This window comes from Caulobacter sp. FV2ps19 (genome assembly GCF_058681035.1).
This window is the reverse complement of the sequence record NZ_CM178729.1, coordinates 1,866,894-1,890,890: the sequence shown is the minus strand read 5'-3', so window position 1 is coordinate 1,890,890 and position 23,997 is coordinate 1,866,894. Positions and strand designations below refer to the sequence as shown.

General features: G+C 65.2%; 21 protein-coding genes and 1 tRNA gene. 9 read left to right on the top strand and 13 right to left on the bottom strand.

Annotation, left to right across the window (positions count from 1 at the left end; genetic code table 11):
• Positions 1 to 260 precede the first annotated feature (260 nt).
• Entirely contained in the window at positions 261 to 1,325 is a 1,065-nt protein-coding gene (gene recA / locus ACW18B_RS08960) for a recombinase RecA (RefSeq protein ID WP_492051239.1), read from the bottom strand.
• 388 nt (positions 1,326 to 1,713) lie between these two features.
• Here recA and ACW18B_RS08955 point away from each other — a divergent pair, with 388 nt between their 5' ends.
• Positions 1,714 to 3,321 (top strand): EAL domain-containing protein, encoded by a 1,608-nt coding sequence (locus ACW18B_RS08955; RefSeq protein WP_492051238.1) that lies wholly within the window; start codon positions 1,714 to 1,716, stop codon positions 3,319 to 3,321.
• 57 nt (positions 3,322 to 3,378) lie between these two features.
• On the opposite strand, the gene ACW18B_RS08950 is transcribed toward ACW18B_RS08955, so the two are convergent.
• Both ACW18B_RS08950 and ACW18B_RS08945 read right to left on the bottom strand, forming a co-directional pair.
• Complete coding sequence (locus ACW18B_RS08950; RefSeq protein ID WP_492051237.1) at positions 3,379 to 5,205, bottom strand: DUF885 domain-containing protein; 1,827 nt, start codon at positions 5,203 to 5,205, stop codon at positions 3,379 to 3,381.
• Between the two features lie 114 nt (positions 5,206 to 5,319).
• Positions 5,320 to 5,706: a DUF4440 domain-containing protein gene (locus tag ACW18B_RS08945; protein ID WP_492051236.1), complete on the bottom strand. Its 387-nt coding sequence runs from the start codon at positions 5,704 to 5,706 to the stop codon at positions 5,320 to 5,322.
• Positions 5,707 to 5,798: 92 nt separating this feature from the next.
• On the opposite strand from ACW18B_RS08945, the gene ACW18B_RS08940 reads away from it, so the two are divergent.
• Entirely contained in the window at positions 5,799 to 6,329 is a 531-nt protein-coding gene (locus ACW18B_RS08940; protein ID WP_492051235.1) for a GNAT family N-acetyltransferase, read from the top strand.
• Positions 6,330 to 6,427: 98 nt separating this feature from the next.
• Here the strand turns inward: ACW18B_RS08940 and ACW18B_RS08935 are convergent, their stop codons facing one another.
• The 5 genes from ACW18B_RS08935 to cobA are packed head-to-tail and all read right to left on the bottom strand — an operon-like array spanning position 6,428 to position 10,540.
• Positions 6,428 to 7,168 carry a phosphoadenylyl-sulfate reductase gene (locus ACW18B_RS08935; RefSeq protein WP_492051660.1) on the bottom strand — a complete coding sequence of 247 codons (741 nt, stop codon included), beginning with the start codon at positions 7,166 to 7,168 and terminating at the stop codon, positions 6,428 to 6,430.
• The gene (locus ACW18B_RS08930; RefSeq protein ID WP_492051234.1) at positions 7,168 to 7,674 is read right to left on the bottom strand and encodes a DUF934 domain-containing protein; all 507 of its coding nucleotides are present in this window, start codon (positions 7,672 to 7,674) and stop codon (positions 7,168 to 7,170) included. Before ACW18B_RS08930 ends, ACW18B_RS08935 begins: the two co-directional genes overlap by 1 nt.
• The gene (locus tag ACW18B_RS08925) at positions 7,658 to 9,316 is read right to left on the bottom strand and encodes a nitrite/sulfite reductase (RefSeq protein ID WP_492051233.1); all 1,659 of its coding nucleotides are present in this window, start codon (positions 9,314 to 9,316) and stop codon (positions 7,658 to 7,660) included. Before ACW18B_RS08925 ends, ACW18B_RS08930 begins: the two co-directional genes overlap by 17 nt.
• A 1-nt stretch (position 9,317) precedes the next feature.
• Positions 9,318 to 9,680: a DUF2849 domain-containing protein gene (locus tag ACW18B_RS08920; RefSeq protein WP_492051232.1), complete on the bottom strand. Its 363-nt coding sequence runs from the start codon at positions 9,678 to 9,680 to the stop codon at positions 9,318 to 9,320.
• Positions 9,677 to 10,540 (bottom strand): uroporphyrinogen-III C-methyltransferase, encoded by an 864-nt coding sequence (gene cobA, locus ACW18B_RS08915; RefSeq protein WP_492051231.1) that lies wholly within the window; start codon positions 10,538 to 10,540, stop codon positions 9,677 to 9,679. The genes ACW18B_RS08920 and cobA overlap by 4 nt, the downstream gene beginning before the upstream one ends.
• Before the next feature lie 187 nt (positions 10,541 to 10,727).
• Between cobA and gcvA the strand changes: the two genes are divergently transcribed.
• Both gcvA and ACW18B_RS08905 read left to right on the top strand, forming a co-directional pair.
• The gene (gene gcvA, locus ACW18B_RS08910) at positions 10,728 to 11,684 is read left to right on the top strand and encodes a transcriptional regulator GcvA (protein ID WP_492051230.1); all 957 of its coding nucleotides are present in this window, start codon (positions 10,728 to 10,730) and stop codon (positions 11,682 to 11,684) included.
• Between the two features lie 6 nt (positions 11,685 to 11,690).
• Positions 11,691 to 12,020 carry a chorismate mutase gene (locus ACW18B_RS08905; RefSeq protein WP_492051229.1) on the top strand — a complete coding sequence of 110 codons (330 nt, stop codon included), beginning with the start codon at positions 11,691 to 11,693 and terminating at the stop codon, positions 12,018 to 12,020.
• A gap of 40 nt (positions 12,021 to 12,060) precedes the next feature.
• Here ACW18B_RS08905 and ACW18B_RS08900 read toward each other — a convergent pair whose 3' ends face one another.
• Complete coding sequence (locus tag ACW18B_RS08900; protein WP_492051228.1) at positions 12,061 to 12,894, bottom strand: TIGR00266 family protein; 834 nt, start codon at positions 12,892 to 12,894, stop codon at positions 12,061 to 12,063.
• A 125-nt stretch (positions 12,895 to 13,019) separates the two neighbouring features.
• Between ACW18B_RS08900 and ACW18B_RS08895 the strand changes: the two genes are divergently transcribed.
• A complete protein-coding gene (locus tag ACW18B_RS08895; protein ID WP_492051227.1) occupies positions 13,020 to 13,436 on the top strand; it encodes a response regulator transcription factor in 417 nt (138 codons plus the stop codon).
• A 116-nt stretch (positions 13,437 to 13,552) separates the two neighbouring features.
• Entirely contained in the window at positions 13,553 to 14,098 is a 546-nt protein-coding gene (locus ACW18B_RS08890) for a DUF4199 domain-containing protein (RefSeq protein ID WP_492051226.1), read from the top strand.
• Here ACW18B_RS08890 and ACW18B_RS08885 read toward each other — a convergent pair.
• On the bottom strand, positions 14,095 to 14,433 hold the full coding sequence (locus ACW18B_RS08885) for an Hpt domain-containing protein (protein WP_492051225.1): 339 nt from the start codon (positions 14,431 to 14,433) through the stop codon (positions 14,095 to 14,097). The genes ACW18B_RS08890 and ACW18B_RS08885 overlap by 4 nt on opposite strands.
• Before the next feature lie 81 nt (positions 14,434 to 14,514).
• Here ACW18B_RS08885 and ACW18B_RS08880 point away from each other — a divergent pair.
• The 3 genes from ACW18B_RS08880 to ACW18B_RS08870 all read left to right on the top strand — a co-directional run bounded on the left by ACW18B_RS08880 (position 14,515) and on the right by ACW18B_RS08870 (position 16,956).
• Positions 14,515 to 14,590 (top strand) — tRNA-Lys (locus ACW18B_RS08880).
• 366 nt (positions 14,591 to 14,956) lie between these two features.
• Complete coding sequence (locus ACW18B_RS08875; protein WP_492051224.1) at positions 14,957 to 16,135, top strand: acyl-CoA dehydrogenase family protein; 1,179 nt, start codon at positions 14,957 to 14,959, stop codon at positions 16,133 to 16,135.
• Positions 16,135 to 16,956, top strand: a complete 822-nt coding sequence (locus ACW18B_RS08870; protein WP_492051223.1) for an HTD2 family dehydratase — start codon at positions 16,135 to 16,137, stop codon at positions 16,954 to 16,956. The genes ACW18B_RS08875 and ACW18B_RS08870 overlap by 1 nt, the downstream gene beginning before the upstream one ends.
• A gap of 129 nt (positions 16,957 to 17,085) precedes the next feature.
• Here the strand turns inward: ACW18B_RS08870 and galA are convergent, their stop codons facing one another.
• The 3 genes from galA to ACW18B_RS08855 form a co-directional block, all read right to left on the bottom strand.
• Complete coding sequence (gene galA / locus ACW18B_RS08865; protein WP_492051222.1) at positions 17,086 to 19,596, bottom strand: beta-galactosidase GalA; 2,511 nt, start codon at positions 19,594 to 19,596, stop codon at positions 17,086 to 17,088.
• A 147-nt stretch (positions 19,597 to 19,743) separates the two neighbouring features.
• Positions 19,744 to 22,398, bottom strand: coding sequence for a TonB-dependent receptor (locus ACW18B_RS08860; protein WP_492051221.1), 2,655 nt, complete (start codon positions 22,396 to 22,398; stop codon positions 19,744 to 19,746).
• A 207-nt stretch (positions 22,399 to 22,605) separates the two neighbouring features.
• Positions 22,606 to 23,964 carry a glycoside hydrolase family 53 protein gene (locus ACW18B_RS08855; protein ID WP_492051220.1) on the bottom strand — a complete coding sequence of 453 codons (1,359 nt, stop codon included), beginning with the start codon at positions 23,962 to 23,964 and terminating at the stop codon, positions 22,606 to 22,608.
• Positions 23,965 to 23,997 lie beyond the last annotated feature (33 nt).

Here is a 23,997-nt window from a genome sequence, read left to right as displayed (position 1 = left end):
CGGGATGAGCACGGATAAAGGGCGACTGAACAGGCCGGGCGATGCGAGTTCACCGCCTCACGTCTTGGCCCTGGAGCCTGCCGCAGAGCGCAACGCACCCTGGCAAGGGCTGGCTTGTCGGCGCCGATCCCCAAACGAAATCGGACGCCTGGAGTGGGGTCCAGGCGTCCGGGGGATCGCGGCCGTCTCGGCGGGGAGCCACGGGCGTCATATCGAGGCGGGAGACGCCCGGGCAGGCGACGGTCGCGAAACTTAATGCCCTATTCGTCGCCCTCTTCGGGACCACCGACCAGAAGCTCTTCCTCGATCTTCTGGGAAGACTTGCGAACGGCCGCCTCGATCTCGGCGCACATATCCTTGTTGGCCTTCAGGAACTCGCGGGCATTGTCACGACCCTGGCCGATGCGCTGGCTGTTATAGGAGAACCAAGAGCCGGCCTTGTCGATCACCCCGGCCTTGACGCCCAGATCGATGATCTCGCCCAGCTTGGAAATGCCCTCGCCGTACATGATGTCGAACTCGACCTCACGGAACGGCGGGGCGACCTTGTTCTTGACCACCTTGACCCGAACATTATTGCCGATGATTTCGTCGCGCACCTTTACCGAGCCGGTGCGTCGGATATCGAGACGCACGGACGCGTAGAACTTCAGGGCGTTGCCGCCCGTCGTGGTTTCCGGGCTGCCATACATCACACCGATCTTGTGGCGAATCTGGTTGATGAAGATGACGATGGTGTTGGTCTTGTTGATCGAGCCGGTCAGCTTGCGCAGGGCCTGGCTCATCAGGCGAGCCTGAAGACCGGGCAGGCTGTCGCCCATCTCGCCCTCGATTTCCGCCTTGGGGGTCAGGGCCGCAACCGAGTCGATCACCACCACATCGACGGCGCCGGAGCGCACGAGCGTATCGGTGATCTCCAGAGCCTGCTCACCATTGTCGGGCTGCGAGACCAGCAGGTTGTCGAGATTGACCCCCAGCTTGAACGCATAGCCCGGATCCAGGGCATGCTCGGCGTCGACGAAGGCAGCGGTGCCGCCGGCCTTCTGGACCTCGGCCACCACGTGCAGGGCGAGCGTCGTCTTGCCGGAGCTTTCCGGACCGTAGATCTCGATCACCCGCCCCTTGGGCAGGCCGCCGATGCCGAGGGCGATGTCCAGACCGAGCGAGCCGGTGGAGACAGACTCCATCTCGACCTTGCCCTTATCGCCCAGCTTCATAACCGAGCCCTTGCCGAACGCCCGATCAATCTGCGCTAGCGCCGCCTCTAGGGCCCGCTGCTTGTCGCCTTCTTCCTTGCCCACGAGTCTCAAAGCCGCCTGGTTCATTGGAGATGCGCCCTTATTTCATGATTCCACCCGAGCTACCGGCCGTTCGCGCACCGCGCGCCAACACCCTGTGGAACACTTCGATTTGTACCGCCTTTGTTCCGTGTTCGCAAGATGTTCCACGCGCCTTTCGGCAGGAAAAACACCGCTTTCAGTTTTGAGGCTCTGTTTCAGGCGCGCCCTCCGACCGGCTGCGTCGAAAAGAGCCTCATTGCGCTGAGACCGCCGCAGGCGCGGCGCCGTCCCTGCCCATAAGCGCGATCGAGGATGAACATGACGCGCCTTGCAGCCAAGGAAACGACAGAAGGTCGCAGGCATTTTGCCGCGCATGGAAAGGGCTCCTTAAAGAACCCTGTGCCACGCTCGGACGCCTTGGGGGATCATCGTTTTGTCTATCGACCCGCGCCGTCTGCTTGGCCTGGCTTTCGCCAGCGCCGATCTGCTTGTCGAAATTCGCGACGGCAAGATCGATATGGCCCTTGGCGCCGCGCAACGCATCATGGGCCAGAGCGAAGCCGCGCTGATGGGCAAGGTTTGGCGCGACCTGTTCGCGACCGAAGACCAACCGCTGATCGACGCAATCCTGGCCTGCGCGGACGACGGCGCGCGCCGGGGCCCGATTGTTCTACGCCTGGCCGACCCCGTTGAACGCTATATCAGCCTGGTGATACGCGCCCTGCCCGAAAACAAGGGTCGAGTGTCTTGCGCGGTGACGCCTGGCCATCCCGCAAGCCCTCGCGGTGAGAAGTCCGGCCTGCATGCGCGCGAATCCTTCGATGATATCGCCAAAGGCTTGTTCGAGGCCGCAAGGGTCACCGGCCTGGAACTTGAACTGGCAATGATTGAATTTGCCGGTCTCGGCGACAAGCGGGCAGGCCTGCCGCAGGCCGAGGCCGAAGCCCTGGATAGTCAGGTGGCCGGCGCAGTGCGGGCCGAGTCCCATGGCGGGGGGGCCGCCACCCGCCTGTCGGACGATCGCTACGCCGTCCTGCGCGCCAAGGACGAAGATCCAGACACCCTCATGCGTCGGCTTGGTCGCGTCGTGTCGATGGACGTCGAGGCTCATATCGTGTCGCTGGAGGCGCACTCAGCGCCCTCACGCGCCCTGCGCGCGCTGCGCTACGCCCTCGACGACTTCCTGCGGGAGGGGCTTAAGGACGCGCCGCCGATGACCTTGTCCGAAGCGATGAACCGCTCGGTCAAGCGCACCCTGGCGCGGGCTGGAGCCCTGGGCGTCGCGGTCAGTCAACGGCGCTTTGACCTGGCCTTCCAGCCCGTGGTCAGCCTGGCCACCGGCCTGGCCCATCACCACGAGGTGCTGGTGCGGTTCGAGGACGGCGCCAGCCCGTTCGCCCTGATCCGCATGGCTGAGGAATTCGACCTGATCGCGGAACTGGACCACGCCATCGTCGAGAAATCGGTTCAGCGCCTGGTTCAGGATCGGACGGGTGAACTGAAACTGGCGGTCAACGTCTCAGGCCGCACCATCGTCCATGAGAGCTTCGTCGACCACGTCACGCGCACCCTGGCCCGATATGACCAGGCCAAGGGCCGCCTGATTTTCGAGATCACCGAATCCGCCGCTATCGACGACCTGCCGCGCGCCAATCGTCATATCCAGGCGCTGCGCGCCATGGGTTCGCTCGTCTGTCTGGATGATTTCGGAGCCGGCGCGACCTCGTTCGCCTATCTGCAGCAACTGAGCCTGGATATCGTCAAGATCGATGGCCGCTATGTTCGCGAACTCGCCGACAACGGCCGTGACGGCGCGATGGTCAGGCGGCTGGTTGAACTCTGCAAGGACCTGCAGGTCCGCACGGTCGCCGAGATGGTCGAGACCCTCGAGGTCGAGGAGGTGGTGCGCCAGGCCGGTGTCGACTTTGCGCAGGGCTGGCTGTTTGGAAAGCCCGCCGACCAGCCGCGACCGGCGCTGAAGCCTGGTGCGATCGTCAAGCCGCTCGCCCGCCGCGCCGGCGCGGCGGACAGCTGGGCCTAGACAAGGGCCTGCAAACCTCCTCTCCGGCGACGAAGAGGAGGCCTGTCTTGTCTGGACCTACTTCCCCGCCTTCGTCGCGGCGATGTAGTTGTCGATGACGTTGTCGAGCACGGTCAAAGGCGTCATGCCCGACAGCAGGCCCGCATCGTGGAACTTCCGGATATCGAACTTCTTGCCCAGCGCCTTCTTGGCCCGCTCGCGAGCCCGCAACCAGACGATCTTGCCGATCATGTAGCTGCAGGCCTGGCCCGGCCAAACCACGTAACGTTCGATCTCGGTGACCGTGCCGCTTTCCTCATCGCCCATGGTCTCGGCCATATACTTGATCGCCTGCTCGCGGCTCCACTTCTTGTGGTGCATGCCGCTGTCGACCACCAGGCGCACCGCGCGGAACAGGGCATCGTGCAGCATGCCGATATGGCCGCGCGGGTCGTTCTTGTAGATGCCCATTTCGACGGCGAGCTGTTCGGTATAGAGCGCCCAGCCTTCGGCGTAGCCCGAGAAGCCGACAACCTTGCGGATCAGCGGCAGACCCTGAGCCTCGTTCGACAACGATAGCTGCAGATGGTGGCCCGGGACGCCCTCGTGCACCGTCAGGGTGGTCAAGGTGTACTTGGCCTGCTCCTTGGTGTCGCGCAGGTTGATCCAATAGATGCCGGGACGTTTGCCATCCAGCGACGGCGAGTTGTAGTAGCCACCCGGCGCGCCAGCCTCGATGGCCTTGGGCACGCGGCGGATTTCCAGCGCCGCCTTGGGCAGTTGGCCAAAATAGGCCGGCAGCTGCTTCTCGATCCACTTCGCTTTGGTGTTCAGATCCGCGATCAGCTGTTCCTTGGCGGCGTCCGTGTTCTCGTAGATATCCTCGCCCAGCTTGGCCATGCGCTCGCCGACCGTGCCCTTGCTCATGCCCATGGTCTTGAAGATCTTGTCGGCCTCGGCCGAGATCGACTGCACCAGATCCAGGCCCAACTGGTGGATCTCGCCGGGCGTCATGGTTGAGGTGGTGTAGTTCTTCAGAGACACGGCGTAGTAGTCCGCCCCGTCCTTCAGGCGCCAAACCCCCGCGTCATGGGTGGCCTGAGGACGCGCCCATTCCATCAGCGCGATCTGGCGCTTGAGCGCCGGCAACACCGAGTATTCATAGACCTTGGAGGCTTCCGCCTCCCAGTCGCCGGGGATGTTCTTTTCCTTGGTCCGGCGGGTGATCGACTTGACCAGCGGCGCTTCGGCCGTCGGGGTGTCGGCGAAGGCCTTCATCTGGATCAGCGTCTTGTCGATGATGAAGTCGGGCGGGATCACACCGTCGGCCATGTCGCGCTTGGCCAGCATCGTTTCTTCATCCATGAACCGGGCGAAGCCTTCCATCCGCTGGAGGTAGGCGTCGGCGTCGGCCTTGGTCTCAATGGAATGCTGGGTATCCAGGAAGTCGGGCATGTACTGGTATGAGCCCGTCAATTGGCTCAGCACATAAGGCGCGCCCGAACCGCCGCCAGCATACCTGAACTTCTGATTGCCCTCGTCCTGCACCGCCAGAGTGAACTCGACGGTATCGTAGTTGACAGCGTCCATGCCCATCAAAGCCTTGCGATCGATGGCGCGCAAGGCGGTCAGCTGCTCGCGGGTCTGGACGACGCCCGCGGCGATGGCCTCGAACGAGCGGTCGCTGAGCAGTCCCTTGGTCCAGGCCAGCTCATCCTTGTCCAGACCCAGTCCGGTGGTCAGCTCGGGCGACTGACGCAGGCTCCTGGTCATGAAGGCGTCGAACAGGGCGTTCATCTTGGCCGCCTCGCCGCTGGCCGCCTGGCGGGCCAGGACCAGGGACGGCGCCGACGCGGCCAAGCCAGCGGCGACGGAGGACAGCAGCATTTGACGACGAGTTTGCACGGCGAGACCCCTAAAGAACGATTTGTTGGACGACTGCGTAGGCCCTGCCCGGCAAGGCCGAAAATTAATTTCTCTTAATTCGTATGGCCGCAACCGAGCGTGACGCGCAATGGGTCAGTCGCCGCGATCTAGGGTCACATAGAGTTCGCTCTCGATCACCCACTGGCCGGTGACCTTCCTCCAGGTCGCCAGATAGGTCCCTGATTGATCGGCAGCCCCCTTCCAAGACCCCACCCAATGCCCATGCTCGGCGGCCCGCAGTCCGGCGCTATCCAATGCAACTCCCTCGCCCGTGCGGACATAGGCGATAAAGTCCGGCTCGCGGAACTGGGCGTCAAAAGCGGCGATCACCTCGGCCACGCCCATCAGCACCGAACCATCTCCCGCAATCAGGACGACTTTCGGATCGAAGAACGGAGCCAGTCGCGAGGCAGTCTTTCCCGCGATCAGCCTGTTGGTCAGCTTCCGGCGAGCGGCGATGGCGTCTTGCGGCGTGGTCATGGTGGGCTCGAAATCGACAGGGTTCGGCAGGTCTCGCAAACCCGCGACAGCGGTGTAGCTTGTCGCTCCATACCGCCGCAAACAGAGTCGCCATGTTCAAAGCGTTCCCTTCCGTGATCATCACCGACCGACTGACGCTGCGAACGCCGGAGATCACCGACTTCGAGGACAGCGCGGCGATGTGGTCCGACCCCGTCGTCACGCAATTCGTGGGCGGGCGTCCCTTCACGGCTGAGGAAAGCTGGGCGCGCCTGCTGCGGGCGCGCGGGCTTTGGGCGCTGCTGGGCTATGGCTATTGGGCGGTGCGCGAGACGGCGACGGGCCGCTATGTCGGCGAGGTCGGCTTTGCCGATTTCCACCGCGACGTCGAGCCGCGCTTCCACGGCCAACCGGAAATGGGCTGGGTGCTGACGGCGTGGTCGCACGGCCAGGGCTTCGGGACCGAAGCCCTGGCCGCAGGACTGGCCTGGATCGACGAGATCCACGCGCCGCCCCGCGTGCCCTGCATCATCGACCCGGGCAACGCCGCCTCGCTGGCGCTGGCCCTGAAGATGGGTTTCAGGATCGTAACCCACACAGCCTACAAGGACTCGCCAATCCTGCTGCTGGAGCGGACCGTCTAGAGCATTTTCCGATCCAATTGGATCGCTGAAATGCTCTAGACTTTTGTTTTAACGCATTTTCTGACGACGAACCGGTATCCACTTCGTCGGAAAATGCTCTAGATATCCCCACCCACATTGGACGCCACACCCGGCGCGCGCGCGACGTGGATCCCGCACTCGGTCTTGTCCTGACCGGCCCAACGGCCGGCGCGGACATCCTGGCCGTCCTCGGCGGGCTGGGTGCAGGGCCAGCAGCCGACCGAAGGAAAGCCCTGAGCGACCAGCGGGTGGGCCGGCAGATCATATTCGGCGATATAGGCGTCGAGTTCGGCCTTGGACCAGTTGGCCAACGGATTGAACTTGGTCTTGCCGTCGGCCTCTTCCACCACCGCCAGGCGCAGGCGATCGCCGCCGTGGAAGCGTTTGCGACCCGTGATCCAGCCGTCGAAGCCGCCCAAGGCGCGGTCCAGCGGCAGCACCTTGCGGATGTGGCAGCAGCCGTCGACATCCGTGCGCCACAGGTCCGACTTGGGATCCTGGGTCGCCAGGTCCGCGAAGGCCGGGCGCAGGTCGCGCACGTCGGTCAGGCCCAGCCGAGCGCTCAGCGCCTTGCGATAGTCCAGGGTCTGGCCAAACAACATGCCGGTGTCGAGGAACAGCACCGGGATATTGGGCGCGACCCGCGAGGCCAGGTGCAGCAGCACGGCCGACTCCGCCCCGAAAGACGACACCAGCGCCAGCTTGTCGCCGAAGGTCTCATAGGCCTTGCGCAGGATAGTCAGCGGATGGGCGTCACGCAGTTCGGCGTCCAGCCGGATCGCCAGGCTGGGCGTCACCTCCGTCTGGTCATAGGCCATCATGAGCCCCTTTCCTCGAACGCGACCACGAGATCGTCGGCGGCCCGCTGATAGACATGACGGAAGCGATGGGCGGCCTTGGTCCAGACCTCGGGCGTTGCGCCGTCGGCCGGCTCGAAGGCGTCGAAGCCGCACCGCACCATGAAGCCGGCCTGCTCCTGCAGCACGTCCCCGACCGCCCTCACCTCACCGGCGAACCCGAGCCGCTCACGCAGCAGGCGCGCCGAGGTATAGGCGCGACCGTCGCGAAACTTCGGGAAAGCCAGGGCAGCCATGAACAGGCGCGGCAGATCATAGGCCAGGGCCTCGACCTCCTCATCGGACTCGATCCGCACGCCGACCTTGCGGCTGTTGGACGACAGCAGGGCGTCGCCTTCGGCCTGGAAGCGGGTCAGGGACAGGATCACGTCGCCGGCTTCGGGGATCGCGTCCTCGTCGGCGACATGGACGAAGCTGTCGTCGGCATAGGCGGCGACGCCGTTCGTGAGCTTAATCAGCTTGGGCATAGACCGCCTCCTTGAAAGGCTCGAGGCCGACGCGGCGATAGGTGTCGAGGAAGCGCTCCTCGCCGGTGCGAATACCCAGATAGGCCTCGACCAGGGTGTCGATGGCGCCAGCCACCTTGTCGGCCGGCAGCGCGGGACCGAGGATCTTGCCGATCGAGGCGTCTTCAGCCCCCGACCCACCCAGCGACAGCTGGTAGAATTCCTCGCCCTTCTTATCGACGCCCAGGATGCCGATGTGGGCCACGTGGTGGTGGCCGCAAGCATTGATGCAGCCGCTGATCTTGATCTTCAGCTCACCCACCTTTTCGGCCCGATCCTCGTCGGCGAACTTGGCTGCGATGTCCTGGGCGACGCCGATGGCGCGGGCGTTGGCCAGCGCGCAGTAGTCCAGGCCGGGGCAGGCGATGATGTCGCTGGCCAGGTCGATATTGGCGGTGGCCAGACCCGCCGCCGCCAGGGCCGCGTGGACCGCCGGAACATCGTCCAGCTTCACGTGCGGCAGGACCATGTTCTGGGCGTGGGTCACCCGCACGTCGTTGAGGCCGTAACTCTCGGCGAGGTCGGCGATCAGATCCAGCTGATCGGCCGTGGCGTCGCCCGGCGTCTGGCCCTGGGCCTTCAGCGAGATCTCGACAATGGCGTAGCCGGGCTTCTTGTGCGGCTTGATGTTGTTGCGCGCGAAGCGTTGCAGGGCCGGGCTGACGGCGCGGGCGGCCTCGAAGGCTTCCGAGCGCTCCGGCAGAACCTCGAACGGCGCCTGGGCGAAAGCGCTGCGGATGCGGGCCAGTTCGAGGTCGGGCAGGTCGGCGCGCGCGGCGTCGATCTTGGCCCATTCCTCTTCCACCTGACGGCCAAACTCCTCGGCGCCGAGGGCGGCGACCAGGATCTTGATGCGGGCCTTGTAGATGTTGTCGCGGCGGCCATGGCGATTGTAGACGCGCAGCACCGCTTCCAGATAGCTGAGCAGCCGGCTGACCGGCAGGTGCTCCTTGATGGTCGGGCCGACATAGGGCGTGCGCCCCTGACCACCGCCGACGATCACCTCAAAGCCCAGCGAACCGTCACGCGCTCGGCGCAGCATCAGGCCGATATCATGCACCTTGGCGGCCGTGCGGTCCTTCAGGGCGCCGGTGATGGCGATCTTGAACTTGCGCGGCAGATAGCTGAATTCGGGATGCAGAGTGGACCACTGGCGGATCACCTCGGCCCACACACGCGGATCGTCGATCTCCTCGGCCGTGGCGCCGGCATAGGGGTCGGAGGTGGTGTTGCGGATGCAGTTGCCGCTGGTCTGGATGGCGTGCAGATCGACCTGGGCCAGGGCGTCCAGGATGTCGGGCGTATCCTTCAGCTTCACCCAGTTGAACTGGATGTTCTGACGCGTGGTCATGTGCCCGTAGCCCTTGTCATAGGTCCGGGCGATCCAGGCCAGGCGACGCACCTGGGCGGGGTTCAGCGAGCCATAGGGAATGGCGACGCGCAGCATGTAGGCGTGCAGTTGCAGATAGAGACCGTTCATCAGCCGCAGGGGCTTGAACTGGTCCTCGGTCAGCTCGCCGGCGAGACGGCGCTGCACCTGCCCCCGAAACTCATTGGAGCGGTCCGTCAGGAACTCGCGGTCGATGATGTCGTACTGGTACATCTTACTTCCTGCGGATCAGGTCGACACGGCCAGTCGAGCGGGCCGCGCCCGCCGCGTGGCGAAGGGCGTCGATCACCTCGCCGCCTTCGGCCTGCTTGCCGTGCGTGGGCTCATTGGTCGGGCCAAGCGCCCTGATGCGTTCGCGATAGCTGACCGGGGCCCAGTGGCCCTCTGACGGCGTCAGGTCGATCGGGTAGACATCGACCACGACCTTGGGCTGGCCCTTGCCGACAGCGACGGCGGCCTCGACGGCGGGCTCGTCGTTGTCGAACAATTGGGCGTCGCCAAAACTGTCGACCCACTGGCCGGCGTTCCAGAACACGACCTCGCCATCGAGCAGGCGGTTGGCGGTGATGGCCTTCATTTGAAATTCCCGATCATCCCCGCCAAGGCGGGGACCCATGCTGAATCTTGTTTCGCGACATCGGCTTGCGCCATCGCCATGGCCTCGCCGACCATCAGCAGCGCAGGGCCCTTCAGGCCTTCAGCGGCCAGGGCCAGGTTAGACACGGTGGTCAGGATGCGGCGCTCGGCGGCCCGGCTGGCGTTCTCGACGATCAGGGCCGGGGTCGATCCCGCGCGGCCGGCGGCGATCAGGCGTTCAGCGATCAGACCGGCGGTCGAGACGCCCATATAGACCACGACCGTCTGGTTGGGACGGGCCAGCGAGGCCCAGTCCAGGTCCGGATCGCCCATGACGCCATCTTGGGGAGCCGCGTGGCCCGTGACGAAGGTCACCGCTTGGGCGCTGCCGCGATGGGTCAGGGGCGCGCCGGCGGCGGCGCTGGCGGCCAGGGCGGCGGTGATCCCGGGAACGACATGGCAGTCGACGCCGGCCTCGCGGCAGGCGGACAGTTCCTCGCCGCCGCGTCCGAACAGGAACGGATCGCCGCCCTTCAGTCTCACGACAGTCAGGCCTTCGAGGGCCAGGGCGACCAGAAGCTGATTGATGTCCTCCTGCGGCAGGGTATGGCGCGACTTGCGCTTGGCGACATTGATCCGCCGAGCCGAAGCCGGGGCCAGATCGAGGATCTCGGCCGACACCAGACCATCATGGACGATCACGTCGGCGGCCTTCAGCGCCTTCAGCGCCTTGATGGTCAGCAGGTCCGGATCGCCAGGCCCCGCCCCGACCAGATGCACAACGCCGGGCGCACGCGACGCCTCGTTCCCGCCGATAACGACGAGGTCGGACTTGCGAGAACGGGCCGAGGGCCGGGACATGGGTATCAGAACCTCTATCAACGCAGTGGGGATATAACCTAGAAACGCAAGACGGGGCCGTCCCGAAAGACGACCCCGCGCGCGCAGGCTGGTGAAAAGGGCCATTCCACCAGCGAGCCCTTGCAAACTGCTCGCGGTCGGGCCAATTCGCAAACAAGGACTTCTGCCGGGGTGTTCAGTAAAACTCATGGAAAGACAGATCGAGCGCCGACGCCTGCCGCCCCTGAACGCCCTGCGTGCGTTCGAGGCCGCCGCGCGCCATCTGAACTTCAGCCGGGCCGCTGACGAACTGTCCGTAACGCCCGGCGCGGTCAGCCAGCAGATCCAGAACCTGGAAGACTATGTCGGGGCGGCCCTGTTCAAGCGCACGCCCAAGGGCCTGCTGCTGACCGACGCCGCGCAGACCGCTCTGCCCGCCCTGCGCGAGGCCTTCGACCGGCTGGCTGAAGCCGCGTCCCTGCTGACCGCCGCCGTCGACGGCCGCCGCCTGACCCTGACCGCGGCCCCGTCCTTCGCCGCCAAGTGGCTAGTGCCCCGCCTGGGCAAGTTCGAACAGGCCCAGCCCCAGGTCGATGTCTGGCTATCGGCCGGCATGGAGGTGGTGGATTTCGCGGCCGGCGAAGTCGACCTGGCGATTCGCTACGGCTCGGGTCGCTATCCGGGCCTGGAGGTTGTTCGCCTGCTCAGCGAGACCGTTGTGCCGGTGGTCAGCCCCGCCCTACTGGCCGAAAACCCGCTGGCCTCGCCCGAGGACCTCTCGCATCACATCCTGCTGCACGACGGCTCGCCCGACGCCGATGACAGCTGCCCCGACTGGGCCATGTGGCTGGCGGCGCGCGGCCTGCGCACGGTCGACGGCTCGCGCGGTCCGCGCTTCAACCAGTCCAGCATGGTGATCGAAGCCGCCGCCAACGGCCGCGGCGTCGCCCTGGCCAAGCGCACCCTGGCCCAGGCCGATCTCGACGCCGGACGTCTGGTGATCCCCTTCGAGATGGCCACGGCCGTCGACTTTGCCTATTACGTCGTCCATCCCAAAACCAAGGGACGACTGCCTCAGGTCAAGGCGTTCGTCGCCTGGCTCAAGGACGAGGCCGCCGCGCATGAAGCGGCGCTCCTCACGATGGACAACGGCGCGGGTATCTAGGATTTCATGATCAAGACGATGATTGAGGTCGGCGAACGGCTGGTTCCCGGCGACTGCCAAACCATGGCTGACGTACGCCAGGGCGTGGACGCCCTGGACCGCGCCCTGGTGGCCTTGCTGGCCGAGCGTCAGGGCTACATGGGCGCCGCAGCCCGCATCAAGGCTGACCGTTCCAAGGTCTTCGACCGTCCGCGCATCGAGGACGTGGTGACCAAGGTCAAGGCCACCGCCCGCGAAGCGGGTCTGTCGGAAGCCATTGCCGAGCCGGTCTGGCGGACGCTGATCGACCGCTGCATCGCCTATGAGTACGACAGCTGGGATAGGACGCGGGGCTAAGGCCCCTCCCCTCTTCCGCAAAGAGAGGGGAGCGCCACCGCTACCGGTTACCGCCGATCAGATCCCCGATCTCGCCCAGAATCGAGCCCTCCCCGCGGTTCTGACCGCCGCCGCCGGCGACCGACATCATCCGGCCCGCCAGGCGCGAGAACGGCATCGACTGGATCCAGACCTTTCCCGGTCCCCTTAACCGGGCAAAGAACAGCCCTTCGCCGCCGAACAGCACGCTCTTGACGCCGCCGGCCATCACCAGATCGAAATCGATGCTGGGCGTGTAGGCCGCCAGACAGCCCGTATCGATGTGCAGTTCCTCGCCGGCCTTGAGCTCGCGCTCGACCAGGGCGCCGCCCATCTGCACGAAGACCCAGCCGTCGCCTTCCAGCTTCTGCATGATGAAGCCTTCGCCGCCGAACAGGCCGGTCATCACCCGCTTCTGGAAGAAGACGCCGATCGACACGCCGCGCGCCGCCGCCAGAAAGCTGTCCTTTTGGCAGATCAGCTGGCCGCCCAACTGGCCCAGGTTCAACGGCAGGATCGAACCGGGTGTGGGCGAGGCAAAGGCCACCCGCGCCTTGCCCTGGCCGGTATGGGTGAAGACGGTGGTGAACAGGCTTTCGCCGGTGATCAGCCGCTTGCCCGCGCCCAGCAACTTGCCCATCACACCGGCGCCGGCGCTGCTGGAGCCGTCGCCGAACACGGTGGTCATCTGGACGCTGGCGTCCTTCCAGACAAAAGCGCCGGCCTCGGCCACGGCGCTCTCGCCGGGATCCAGCTCGATTTCCAGGAACTGCAGCTCCTGCCCCTTGATCTCAAAGTCCACGTCGTCGGCGACGCTGGGATTGCGCGTGTGATGCCAAGGGCTGGGAGGCGACATGGGAGGCTCCTGTTGAAGTGCGAGTATGCTAGCGGGAGTGCCTGCTCCTCGCTAATTACACATCCTTTATTCTGCCGCCGCCGTGAGGCGTTGACCCAAGTCCCGGTTCGCGCACCATCCGCCTCATGATCCGCGCGCTCCTCCCCTGGGCCCTGCTGCTGGCCGTCGGAACCTTCGTGCTGCAATGGCTGCAGTATCGCTACCTTGTCCACGTCCTGCCCCCGGAGCTCTATATCGGCGTGATCGGTACGGCGTTCGCCGTGGGCGGCGCGTGGGTGGGCTGGAGGCTGGCGGCCCGGTCGAGCCCTGCGGTTGATTTCCAGCGCAATGATCTGGCGTTGAAATCGCTGGGTCTGACCGGTCAGGAGATCAAGGTGCTGGAGCGCCTGGCGGGCGGCCTGTCCAACAAGGAGATCGCCAAAGCACTGGGGTTGTCGCCCAACACCGTGAAGACCCACATCGCCAACCTGTTCGGCAAGCTTCAGGTCACGCGCCGCACCCAGGCGGTGAACAGGGCCCGTGAGCTTCAGCTGATCCCATGATCACCTCCCCCAAATGTCCCGAACGGGCGATCTCACCCTTTCGGGCGATACTGTGGACGGGGCTGGCGCCGCACGCTGGGGTCTTCTTTCCAGGCGTCGCATAAGGAGCCAACGCCATGACCCGCACTATCCTCGTCTACGGCCTGATTTCGGGCCTGGTGATCATCCTTGGGATTATCGCCACGACCGTCTCTTCCGGCGGCGACGCGCCGCATTCCAGTGTCTGGTTGGGCTACCTGATCATGCTGATGGCGTTGTCTTCGATCCTTGTCGGTGTCAGGCAGCACCGCGACCAGGTTCTGGGCGGGGTAATCAAGTTCCGCACCGCAGCGCTGCTGGGCTTGGGCATCGCGCTGGTTGCGGCCATCGTCTACGTGCTGGTCTGGGAGGTCTATCTGGCGATGACCCACTACGCTTTCATGGACAAGTACGTCGCCCAGACCCTGGCGGCCAAGCGCGCCGCAGGCTTGACGGGCGACGCCTACCGTCAACTGGCGGCCGAGCTTGAAGACATGCGGATCGCCTATAAGAACCCGCTGTATCGCATGCCGATGACCTTTGCAGAGATCTTCCCGGTTGGACTTCTGGTGGCGCTGGTCAGCGCGGGCCTGCTGCGCAATCCCCGTTTCCTGCCCGCGCGGTCGCTGCAGTCACTATCCTAGGCCTTCAGGGATTTCAGCATCTGCTCGTGGGCGTAGGCCGCGATATCCATCAGGGCGGCGTCTAGCGCCGTCCTGACCCCTTCCAGGCTCTCCTGCCCCGCCTCGCAGCGCTCGCAGACATCGCCCAGCGGAAAGGCCCCCACGCCCCGCGCCGCGCCCTTGACGGTGTGCACCGCGTCGCGCCAGCCGGCATGGGTCGGGTCCAGCATGGGCGTCCAGAGCGCCGCCTGTTCGCGGAACAACGCCAGCACCTCGTCGATGACGCCAGAATCCCCCGCCGCGAACCCTTCAAGATAGGCGAAATCGACCGCGCCGCTGATGTCTCGTCTAGCCAAAAAATAGCCCCTTGCGTTCCAGGATTCTTTGCGTATGTTCCGCGCCTCGCCGCCGGGGCAGTCAAGTGCTTCGGACCGAGCGGGCGCATAGCTCAGTTGGTAGAGCAGCTGACTCTTAATCAGCGGGTCGTAGGTTCGAATCCTACTGCGCCCACCACTTCCCTCACAAAAACAACGATCTAAAAACACCCCTCCGGGGTCCCGAATCCTTGGCGTCGATCTCGGCGCCGGGCCGATGATCGCATGGCTTCGTCCCAAAAAAGAAGGCCCGACCTTGCGGCCGGGCCAGTCATTAGGGAGGAAACGCCCAGGAAGGGCAGAAACGCGCTCGGCGCGTCTCACACCCCGTTAGTTAAGCTCCCGCGCGCGCCATTCAAGAGGGCGGAATGACGCACTGCATCATTTTGTGATCAAGCCGTTCGGCTTTCGCGAGATGGGGTCGCGATCTCAACCGATGAAGCTAAGCTGCCCAAGAGAAGCGGGCCGATCGAGGCGCGCCAGAGATTCGCGCGAGACCATAGCCATGAGCCAAGCCCAGGACGTTTTGGCCGATCCTGAGATCATCAAGGCCCTGCGTGACACCGTGCGGGCCCTGTGCCGTGACTTCCCTCCCAGCTACTGGCGCGGTCTGGATCGCAACAAGGCCTACCCCACCGACTTCGTCCAGGCGATGACCCAGGCCGGCCTGCTGGGCGTGCTGCTTCCGGAGGAATATGGCGGCAGCGGCCTGGGCCTGACGGCGGCGGCGGCGATTCTGGAGGAGGTGCACGCCAGCGGCGGCAACGCCGCCGCCCTGCACGCCCAGATGTACACCATGGGCACCGTGCTGCGGCACGGCTCCCCAGCGCAAAAGCAACAATGGCTGCCGGCGGTGGCCAATGGCTCGATCCGCCTGCAGGCCTTCGGCGTGACCGAACCCACCGCCGGCACCGACACCACCTCGATCTCGACCTTCGCGCGGCGCGAGGGCGACACCTATGTCGTCAAGGGCCAGAAGGTCTGGACCAGCCGCGCCGAGCACTCCGACCTGATGGTGCTCCTGGCCCGCACCACGCCCAAAGATCAGGTGACAAAAAAGAGCGACGGCCTGTCAGTGTTTCTCGTCGACATGCGGGCGGCCAAGGGGAACGGCCTGACCATCAAGCCGATCGCCACGATGCTCAACCACGCCACGACCGAACTCTTCTTTGACGACCTGGTGATCCCGGCCGACAGCCTGATCGGCGAAGAAGGCAGGGGCTTCAAATATATTCTCGACGGCATGAACGCCGAGCGCATCCTGATCGCGGCCGAATGCCTGGGCGACAGCGCCTGGTTGATCGGCAAGGCCCGCGACTACGCCAATGCGCGCCGGGTGTTCAACCGTCCGATCGGCCAGAACCAGGGCGTTCAGTTCCCCATCGCCCGGGCCTATGCCCAGGCCCACGCCGCGCGCCTGACGGTCTATGACGCCTGCGCCCGCTACGAGGCCGGCCTGCCCTGCGGAGAGCACGCCAACATCGCCAAGCTGCTGGCCTCCGAAGCCAGCTGGGCGGCGGCCGACATGTGCCTGCAGACCCATGGCGGCTTCGGCTTCGCCGAGGAATATGACGTCGAACGCAAGTTCCGAGAGACCAGGCTCTATCAGGTGGCGCCGATCTCCACGAACATGATCCTGGCCTATGTGGCCGAGCACGTCCTGGGCTTGCCGAGGTCGTACTGATGGGCGAGCGAATCGAGGACTGGATCGGTCGCGAGCGTCGCCGGGTCGAGGTGCTGGCGCCCGGGGACCTGGCGCGCCTGGCCGCTGTGCTGGACCGCCCTGAGCCGCCTCTGGAGGCGCCTGCGGCCTGGCACTGGGCCTGCGCGACAGAGACGCCACGGCAGTCGCTGATCGGCCCTGATGGTCATCCCCGGCGCGGCGGGTTCATGCCGCCGATCCAAGCACCGCGCCGGATGTTCGCCACCTCTGACATGCGGCTTGAGGCGCCGCTGCTAGCCGGCGTCGAGACCGAATGGATCGAGCGCATCGCCTCGATCATCGAAAAGCCCGGCCGCAGCGGCCCCCTGACCTTCGTCGAGGTCGAACGCCGCATCTCGCAGAGCGGGCGCCTGTGCGTGGCCGAAACCCAGACCCTGGTCTATCGCCAGCCGCCAGCGCCGGACGAGCCCGCGCCCTCCCCCATCGCCGCGCCCGATGACGCTGACTGGCGCACGACGATCACGCCGGACGCGGCCCTGCTGATGCGGTTCTCGGCGGCGACCTTCAACGCCCACCGCATCCACTACGATCGGGACTATGCGGTGGACGTTGAGGGCTATCTTGGACTGGTGGTCCACGGACCACTGATCGCGCTCAGCCTGCTGGAGGCGATGCCCGCGGGGCGTGCGGTGACCCGCTTTTCGTTCAAGGCCTTACGGCCGCTGTTCGACGGCGCGCCGTTCGAGGTCTGCGGCAAGCTGGTGGAGGACGGGGCTGAGCTGTGGGCGCGGTCGGCCGAAGGTTGGCTGGCCATGACGGCGCGGGTTGGATTTGCCCAATAGCTCAAAAAAAGCTTGTCATCCCGGAAGCCTCGCAGAAGCTGTCCGGGACCCGGGGGCAGGCGCATTGCGGTTGCCCCCGGGTCCTGGCTCTCCGCTTCGCTGCGGCCGGGATGACAAGTTTTGGTTGGCCTAGGCTTCCGCCCTCAACATTACGCTAGCCCCCTTCAGCCCCTTCGCCGAAGCCGTCACCCGCACATCCCCGGCAGACCCACGCCGCGTGCGCAGGATGGCCTGACACAGCCCGTTGAACGCCCGGCGCTGGCTGGCGACATCCGGCTCGTGGCTGGTGGGATTGCCATTGCCGACGCCGATCACGTCTCCCGGACCCGAGACCTCAAACACCACCAGATCATCAGCCCTCGGCACGGGGCGGCCCTTGGCGTCCAGCACCTCGACCTTAAAGATCGCGACGTCCTGACCGTCGGCCTCAAGACGTGAACGGTCGGCGGTCAGCCGCAGGGCGGCGGCGGGGCCGGCGGTCTCGCGGCGTTCGCGCAGAATGACCTTGCCGTTTCTGTAACCATGGGCCTCGATCACGCCCGGCGCATAGGGCACGGTCCATTCGACGTGATGGTTGGGAACAACGTCGCGCAGGCCCTGGCTTTTGCCGTTCAGGAACAGTTCGACCTTGTCGCAATTGCTATGGGCCCAGACCGCGATGGGCTGGCCTTCGCGACCTTCCCAGTTCCAGTGCGGCAACAGGTGCAGCAGAGGCTCGGACCGCCACCAGGCGCGGTAATAGTAATAGTTGTCCTTCGGGAAGCCGCAGGTGTCCAAAGCCCCGAAGTGCGAGCTGATGCTGGGCCAGCGGTTGAAGGGCGTCGGCTCGCCGCGATAGTCGAAGCCGGTCCAGATGAAGCCGCCGGCCATCCAGGGACGATCCGCCGCGTGGCTCCACCACTTCTCGGCCGTGGTCGCCCACCAGGGGTGCTCGGTGTCATAGGCCGGCACATAGGACTTGGCCTCATCGCGGGCGTATTCGCCGCGCGTGGTGACGACGCTGGCGCTCTCGCTGCCGATGATCGGCAGCTTCGGGAAGCGGGCGTGGAAGTCGTCCATCTTCTCGTGGCGATAGTTGAAGCCGATGACGTCCAGGACTTCGGTGATGCCTTCGCCAAAGCCGGAGTCCATGGCGGCTGTGACCAGGCGGGTCGGATCGAGACGATTGACCAGGCGCTTCATCGTGCGCGCAACCTTGGCGCCGCGCGCCGTGCCCTGCTGGGGCTCTTCATTGCCGATCGACCACAGGACCACCGATGGATGGTTGCGGTCGCGACGGACAAGGCGTTCCAGCTCGTCCAGAGACGTGGGGTCGCTGGACATCCGGCGGGTCTCGTCGATCACGACCATGCCCAGGCGGTCGCAGGCGTCCAACAGTTCGGGCGTCGGGGGGGTGTGCGCGGCGCGATAGGCGTTGCAACCCATCGACTTCAGCTGCTGAACCCGCCAGACTTGCAGCGCGTCGGGAATGGCCGCGCCGACCCCGGCATGGTCCTGATGGTTGCAGGTTCCTTTCAGCTTCACCGATTGGCCATTGAGCAGAAAGCCCTTGTCGGCGTCGAAGATCACCGACCGAACGCCAAAGCGCGTGACAAAGCGGTCGACGACCGCACCGCCGACTTTCACCTCGGTGAGCAGCGCATACAGATACGGATTTTCCAGCGACCACAGCACTGGGCTGGACAGTTGCACGGTCATTGCAAGCGACTGGCGCTCCCAGGCCGGCAGACGGCCTGACACCGGCGCGAGAGCCAGAACCGGCTTGCCCTGCGCGTCGAGCACCGTGTGCTGCAGCTCGAACTCAGCGCGCTCCTCGCCCTCGTTGATCAGGTCGGTATCGATCGAGACGGTTCCGTCGACCTTGGCGCGCACGAAGACGCCCCATTGCGGGACGTGAGCCGGAGCGGTCTTGACCAGCCAGACGTGGCGATAGAGGCCCGCGCCCTCGTAGAACCAGCCCTCGCCGAGGGACGCGTCGACGCGCACCACCAGACTGTTGTCACCGCCAATCTTGGCGATGTCGGTGATATCGATCCGGAAGGGGCTGTAGCCGCTGTCCTCCCGCTCCAGGATATAGCCGTTGACGATCACCGTCGCGTCGCGGAACGCGCCGTCGAACTCGATCGACAGGCGCTTGCCTGCGTCGGCGGCAGGCAGGGCGAAGGTCTTGCGGTACCAGCCGATGCTGGTTTCAGGAAACTCACGCCCCAGCGGCTTGTAGCCGTGCGCCGCGCGAAGGTCTTCGTCGTCGGGCTTGCCGGACGGCTTGTAGTCGGGGTTGTCGACGAACGGCAGTTCGACGGCCCAGTCGTGGGGCAGCGTCACCGGGGCCCAGGCGCTGTCGTCGAAGTCCGACTGGGCGGCCGCGGCGACCCACCAGTTCGGCGCGCTCGCGCCGGCCTTGGCGTAGGTGCGCTGGTTGGCGCCGAACCCGAAGTCGCGGGCCGGATCCTGGTCGTGACCCAGCTTGAACTTCCAGTCGAAATCCAGGGACAGCCGTTCGCGCGGCGAGAGGTCGATGGCGGGCGCGACGGTGGCCGGCGCGACGGGCTTGACGGCCGCGACAGCGGACGAGGCGGCGCCAAGGGCGGCGACGCCGGCGGTGGCGGCCAGGGCTTGGCGGCGGCTGAGTTCGACCATGGGAACCTCACGCTAAAATCAAAAAAAGGGGAGGAAGCACGAGGCTTCCTCCCCAGTCGCAGGATCATCGGGGAGGAGTGATGAATCCCAGAAATGGCGGGCGAACCCGCCGCCGTCACGCCTCGCAGGAGGAGATGACGGAAAGGGTCAGAACTTCACCGTCACATCCATCAGGAAGCGGCGGCCATAGACGTCATAACGGCCGATCCGGTTGGGATCGTTGTCGCGGTACATGCGCAGGGCCTCGTTGGTCAGGTTGTTGACCTGAACGCGCACGCCGACGTGATCGTTGACCTGATAGGACGAACTGAAGTCGAGGGTCTTCTCCGACTCCAGGGTCTGCAGATCCGCGCCGCTCCAGCCATAAATCACGGTCATCGCGCTGTGGTACTTGTAGCCCAGGCGCGCTTCGATCGGGCCGTGGGCGTACCACAGGTCGACCGTGGCGGTGTTCTTGGCCAAGCCGGTCATGTCCAGCGGGTTATTGGCCGGCGAGAACTCCTTCAGGTCGGAGTCAACATAGGCGTAGTTCGAATAGATGCCGAAATTGGCCAGCGGACCTGGCAGGAAGAAGAACGGGGTCTGGAAGGTCAGCTCCAGGCCCTGGATATAGCCGCTGCCGCCATTGGTGGGGCTGGACACGGCATAGGTCTGGCCATTGTAGTCTACGGCGCTCTGATGCCAGCCGATATAGGAGCTGACGTCCTTGTAATAGTAGGACGCCGCCAACAGGGCTTCGGGGCGGAAATAGTATTCGGCCGAGGCGTCCAGCTGCCAGGCCTTGAACGGTGCGAGGTCCGGGTTGCCGGCGCTGCCGGTCCAGGGCGCCCAATTGTTCAGGGTGCGGCTGGCGCGCAGCTCATCCAGAGGCGGCCGCGCAATGACCTTGGCCACGCCCAGACGCACCACCTTGCCGTCACCGAAGTCGAACTTGGCGTTCGCCGACGGCAGGATGTCGGTGTAGTCGTTGCCTTCGGTCACGGCGGTATAGCTGCTGTCGGTGCCCTGCTGCAGACCTTCGCTGGTGGTCTTGGTATGCACCACGCGAGCGCCGATATTGCCCGTCAGCCAGGAGCCGCCGAAGCTGTCCGCGGCGAAGTTCAGCTTGCCGTAGCCTTCATAGACCTTCTCGTGGACGGTCCAGCGCTCGCCCAGTTCCTCGGCGGCGTTCGACACGTCGAAAGCGTTGGCGCCGTAGGCGAGCGCCGCAATGGCGTCGATGTCGCCGGTCAGGATGGCGGGCACGTTCGCGCCTTCACCGAGCGTATAGGCGGTCAGCATGCTGGTCGGGATCGTCACGCCGGTCGCGGTCGGCGCAAAGCTGAAGCTGCTGTGGCTCTTGACGCGATCGGACACCCGTCCGCCGAACTGCGCGCTCTTCCAGAAGCCCTCGCCAAAGTCGCGGGTGAAGTCCAGCGCCGCGGCCTTCAGTTCGTCGTTCAGATATTCCGGACCGTCATACGAGCCGGCGAGATCCGCCGTCTGGGTGAGGCTCAGACTGTCTTCACTGGTGGTGATCGTGGGGGTCTTCCCCGCCCGGGTGTCGAAGCTGGTCCAGGTCGGATACGATTCAAACCGTACGGCCTTCCAGGAATTGGAGCGCTTGGCCTTGGAGTAGGACACGTCCCCGGCCACGGTCCAAAGGTCGCCGGTCCACTTGCCGTTCAGACCGCCGGCGAACAGATCCTTGTCTTCGGAATACTTGGCCAGCACGGTCTGAACCGAGCTGTACGGCGTGGTGGCGGCGACTACGGTGTTGTTGAGCAGGGTATAGGATGAACCCGGGCCGTTGTAGGCCGAGTCATTCCAGCCGACGTTCGAGCCGTCGCCCATGTTCCAGTTGCCCCAATTGTTGGCGCCCCAGACGGTCTGGTCCTGAACCTCGGTGATCTTGATCTTCGAATAGAGAGCGTCGGCCTTCAGTTCGAAATGGTCGGTGGGCTTCCATTGCAGGCCGCCAGAGACGCCGTTGCGCTTCTGATCAATGCGGCTGGCGGACATCTGGGCGCCCCAAGGGGTGGCGTCCAGCTTGCCGTCGCCATTCAGGTCGCTGCTGTAGTCGCTGGCGCCGGCCGGCGGGCGGGCGTTGGAATCATTGTAGCCCCAGCCCGTGAACGAGCCGTAGCCGTTCTTCTGCTGCTGGCTGGTCAGGCCCAGCACCACGGCCAGGTCGTCGTTGAATTTGTGCACGAACGAGCCGCTGGCCCGGTAGCCGGTGGTGTCGTAGTTGGGGATGTCCTTGCCGCCGTCATAATAGACCGGGCCGGCGCGCAGCACGACGCTGGGGCCGCGATAGTCCAGCGGCGCGATCGTATCGATATTGATCGTGGCGGCCACGCCGCCGGCGATCAGGTCGGCCGATTGCGACTTGTAGACCTGCACGCCGGAAACGACTTCCGAGGGATAGATTTCCCAGCGGACGTTGCGGTCCGGCTCGCTCGATGCGACTTCGCGGTTATTAATGGTGCCCAGCACTAGGCGCGCGCCCAGGCCGCGCACAACGGCCTGACTGTCATTACCCCGATCGCGCGTAGCGTTGACGCCCGGGAGGCGGGCGATCGACTCGGCGATGGTCACGTCGGGAAGAACGCCGATGTCCTTGGCCGAGATCGCCTCGACCACCTTGTCGGAGCCGCGCTTCACGTCCAGCGCTTCGCGCATGCTTTTGCGCACGCCTGTGACGACGACTTCCTCGACCTGGGCGGTTTCGGAGGCGGGCGCGGCAGTCTGGGCGTGGGCGCCTGTCGCGACCAGAAGCGTCAGGCCGCTGGCGGCGGCGAGCAGAATGGATTGGCGAGTCATGGTTTCCCCCAAAATTTTGCGGACACGCGCGCCTCTTTGGGCGCAGCGACTTTGTGGCTCTGACGATGGACCAGCGCGGACACCCGCTGGATCAGTCGGACGCGGGCAACCGCGCCAAAGATGAAGCCGCGCCTCTGACGGGCGCTCCCAGCGAGCCAGAGCCCGACCGGAAGCGTTAATTATCATATCAATCACATATGGCAAGCGTCAGGACGTTGGCGCCAGCGGGATCACAGTTGCGCCCTTGCCGACCTCGGCCTCAAGAGCCGGCGCGTCGGCGACGGCTTGAGCGGTCTCGGCGGAGCCAACCGTGACCTTGGCCCCAGGCATCAGGCGTGTGCGATATGTCCAGAACGCGCCGTCTCGCATCATGGCCTGCGGACCAACGCCGCCCAGGAAGTCGCCATCGATGAAGCGCGCGGCCTCGCCCTTTTTCAGCGGCGCCCGGAACTCGACATCGACAGGATGGACATACGACGCGCTTAGCCAGTCTGCGCCCTCGAGCGCCTGGCCCTTGAAGTCGAACAGGGCGGCGTTCTCCCAGTTGGACCCCTGGCCCCAGCGCGTCTTGCACTTTGTGGAAACCCACGAAGGCTCCCAATAGACAACACCCACACCGCCGCTGGCGAACACCAATTGGGTCAGGTCGGTCAGGTACTTTTTCTGCCCCGCCGGCGTCGCCGGATAGCCTGGGATCAGCGAATCCTCGCCCAGGAGATTCGGCGAGGAATCCGCGTTCTGGGTCGTGAAGGGATAGGCGGTTTCGACCACGAGGACGTCGGCCGAATAGAGATGGCGCACGCGATTGATGGTCTGGCCCAGTTGCGCCATCGTCCGCTTTGACCACTTGCTGTAATAGCTGATCCCGATCAGATCGAAGTCGGTCACCCCCGCCTTGGCGGCCGCCGCGAACCATGGCTCGACATTCTCGGGCTGGGCGATGTGCAACATGACGCGGGGTTTGATCTTCGCCTCCGCCCCGGCGTCGCGGACGGCCTTGATCCCAGCGTTGAACAATAGCGCGTTGCGGGTCCAATCGATCGGATCCTTGGCGCGAGCCAGGCTGCTGACAATCTCGCCGTTGGTCTCGTTACCCACCTGCACCAGATCAGGCATCAGGCCTTCTCGATCCAGGGCGATCAGGGTGTCATGGGTGAAAGCGTAGAGCGCCTTGGCCTGATCCGGGGTCGAAAGTCGGGCCCAGGCCTTGGGCGCCAGTTGCTTGTCCCCATCGGCCCAATCGTCGGAATAGTGGAAATCAAGCAGCACCTGCAGACCCGCGGCGCGGGCCCGGGCGATGCTTTTCTTGACATCGGCGAGGTTCGAATAGGCCGTCCAGTCCGGATCATTCCACAGCCGGATCCGCGCCACATTGGCGCCTGCCGACTTGAAGAAGGCGTATTGATCCACTGAAGCGTCGCCCGCGCGATAGACCGCGCCGCAGTCGTCCATCTCGTTGGCATAGGAGATGTCAACACCCAGATAGGACAGCGGCTCCGCGGCCCGCGCCTGACCGCTCAACAGAGCCGCACAGGCCAAAAGGCTTGCGCCAACAAAACGGGTCATGGTCATGCTCCAGGGTCAGCCGCGCGGTAAAGT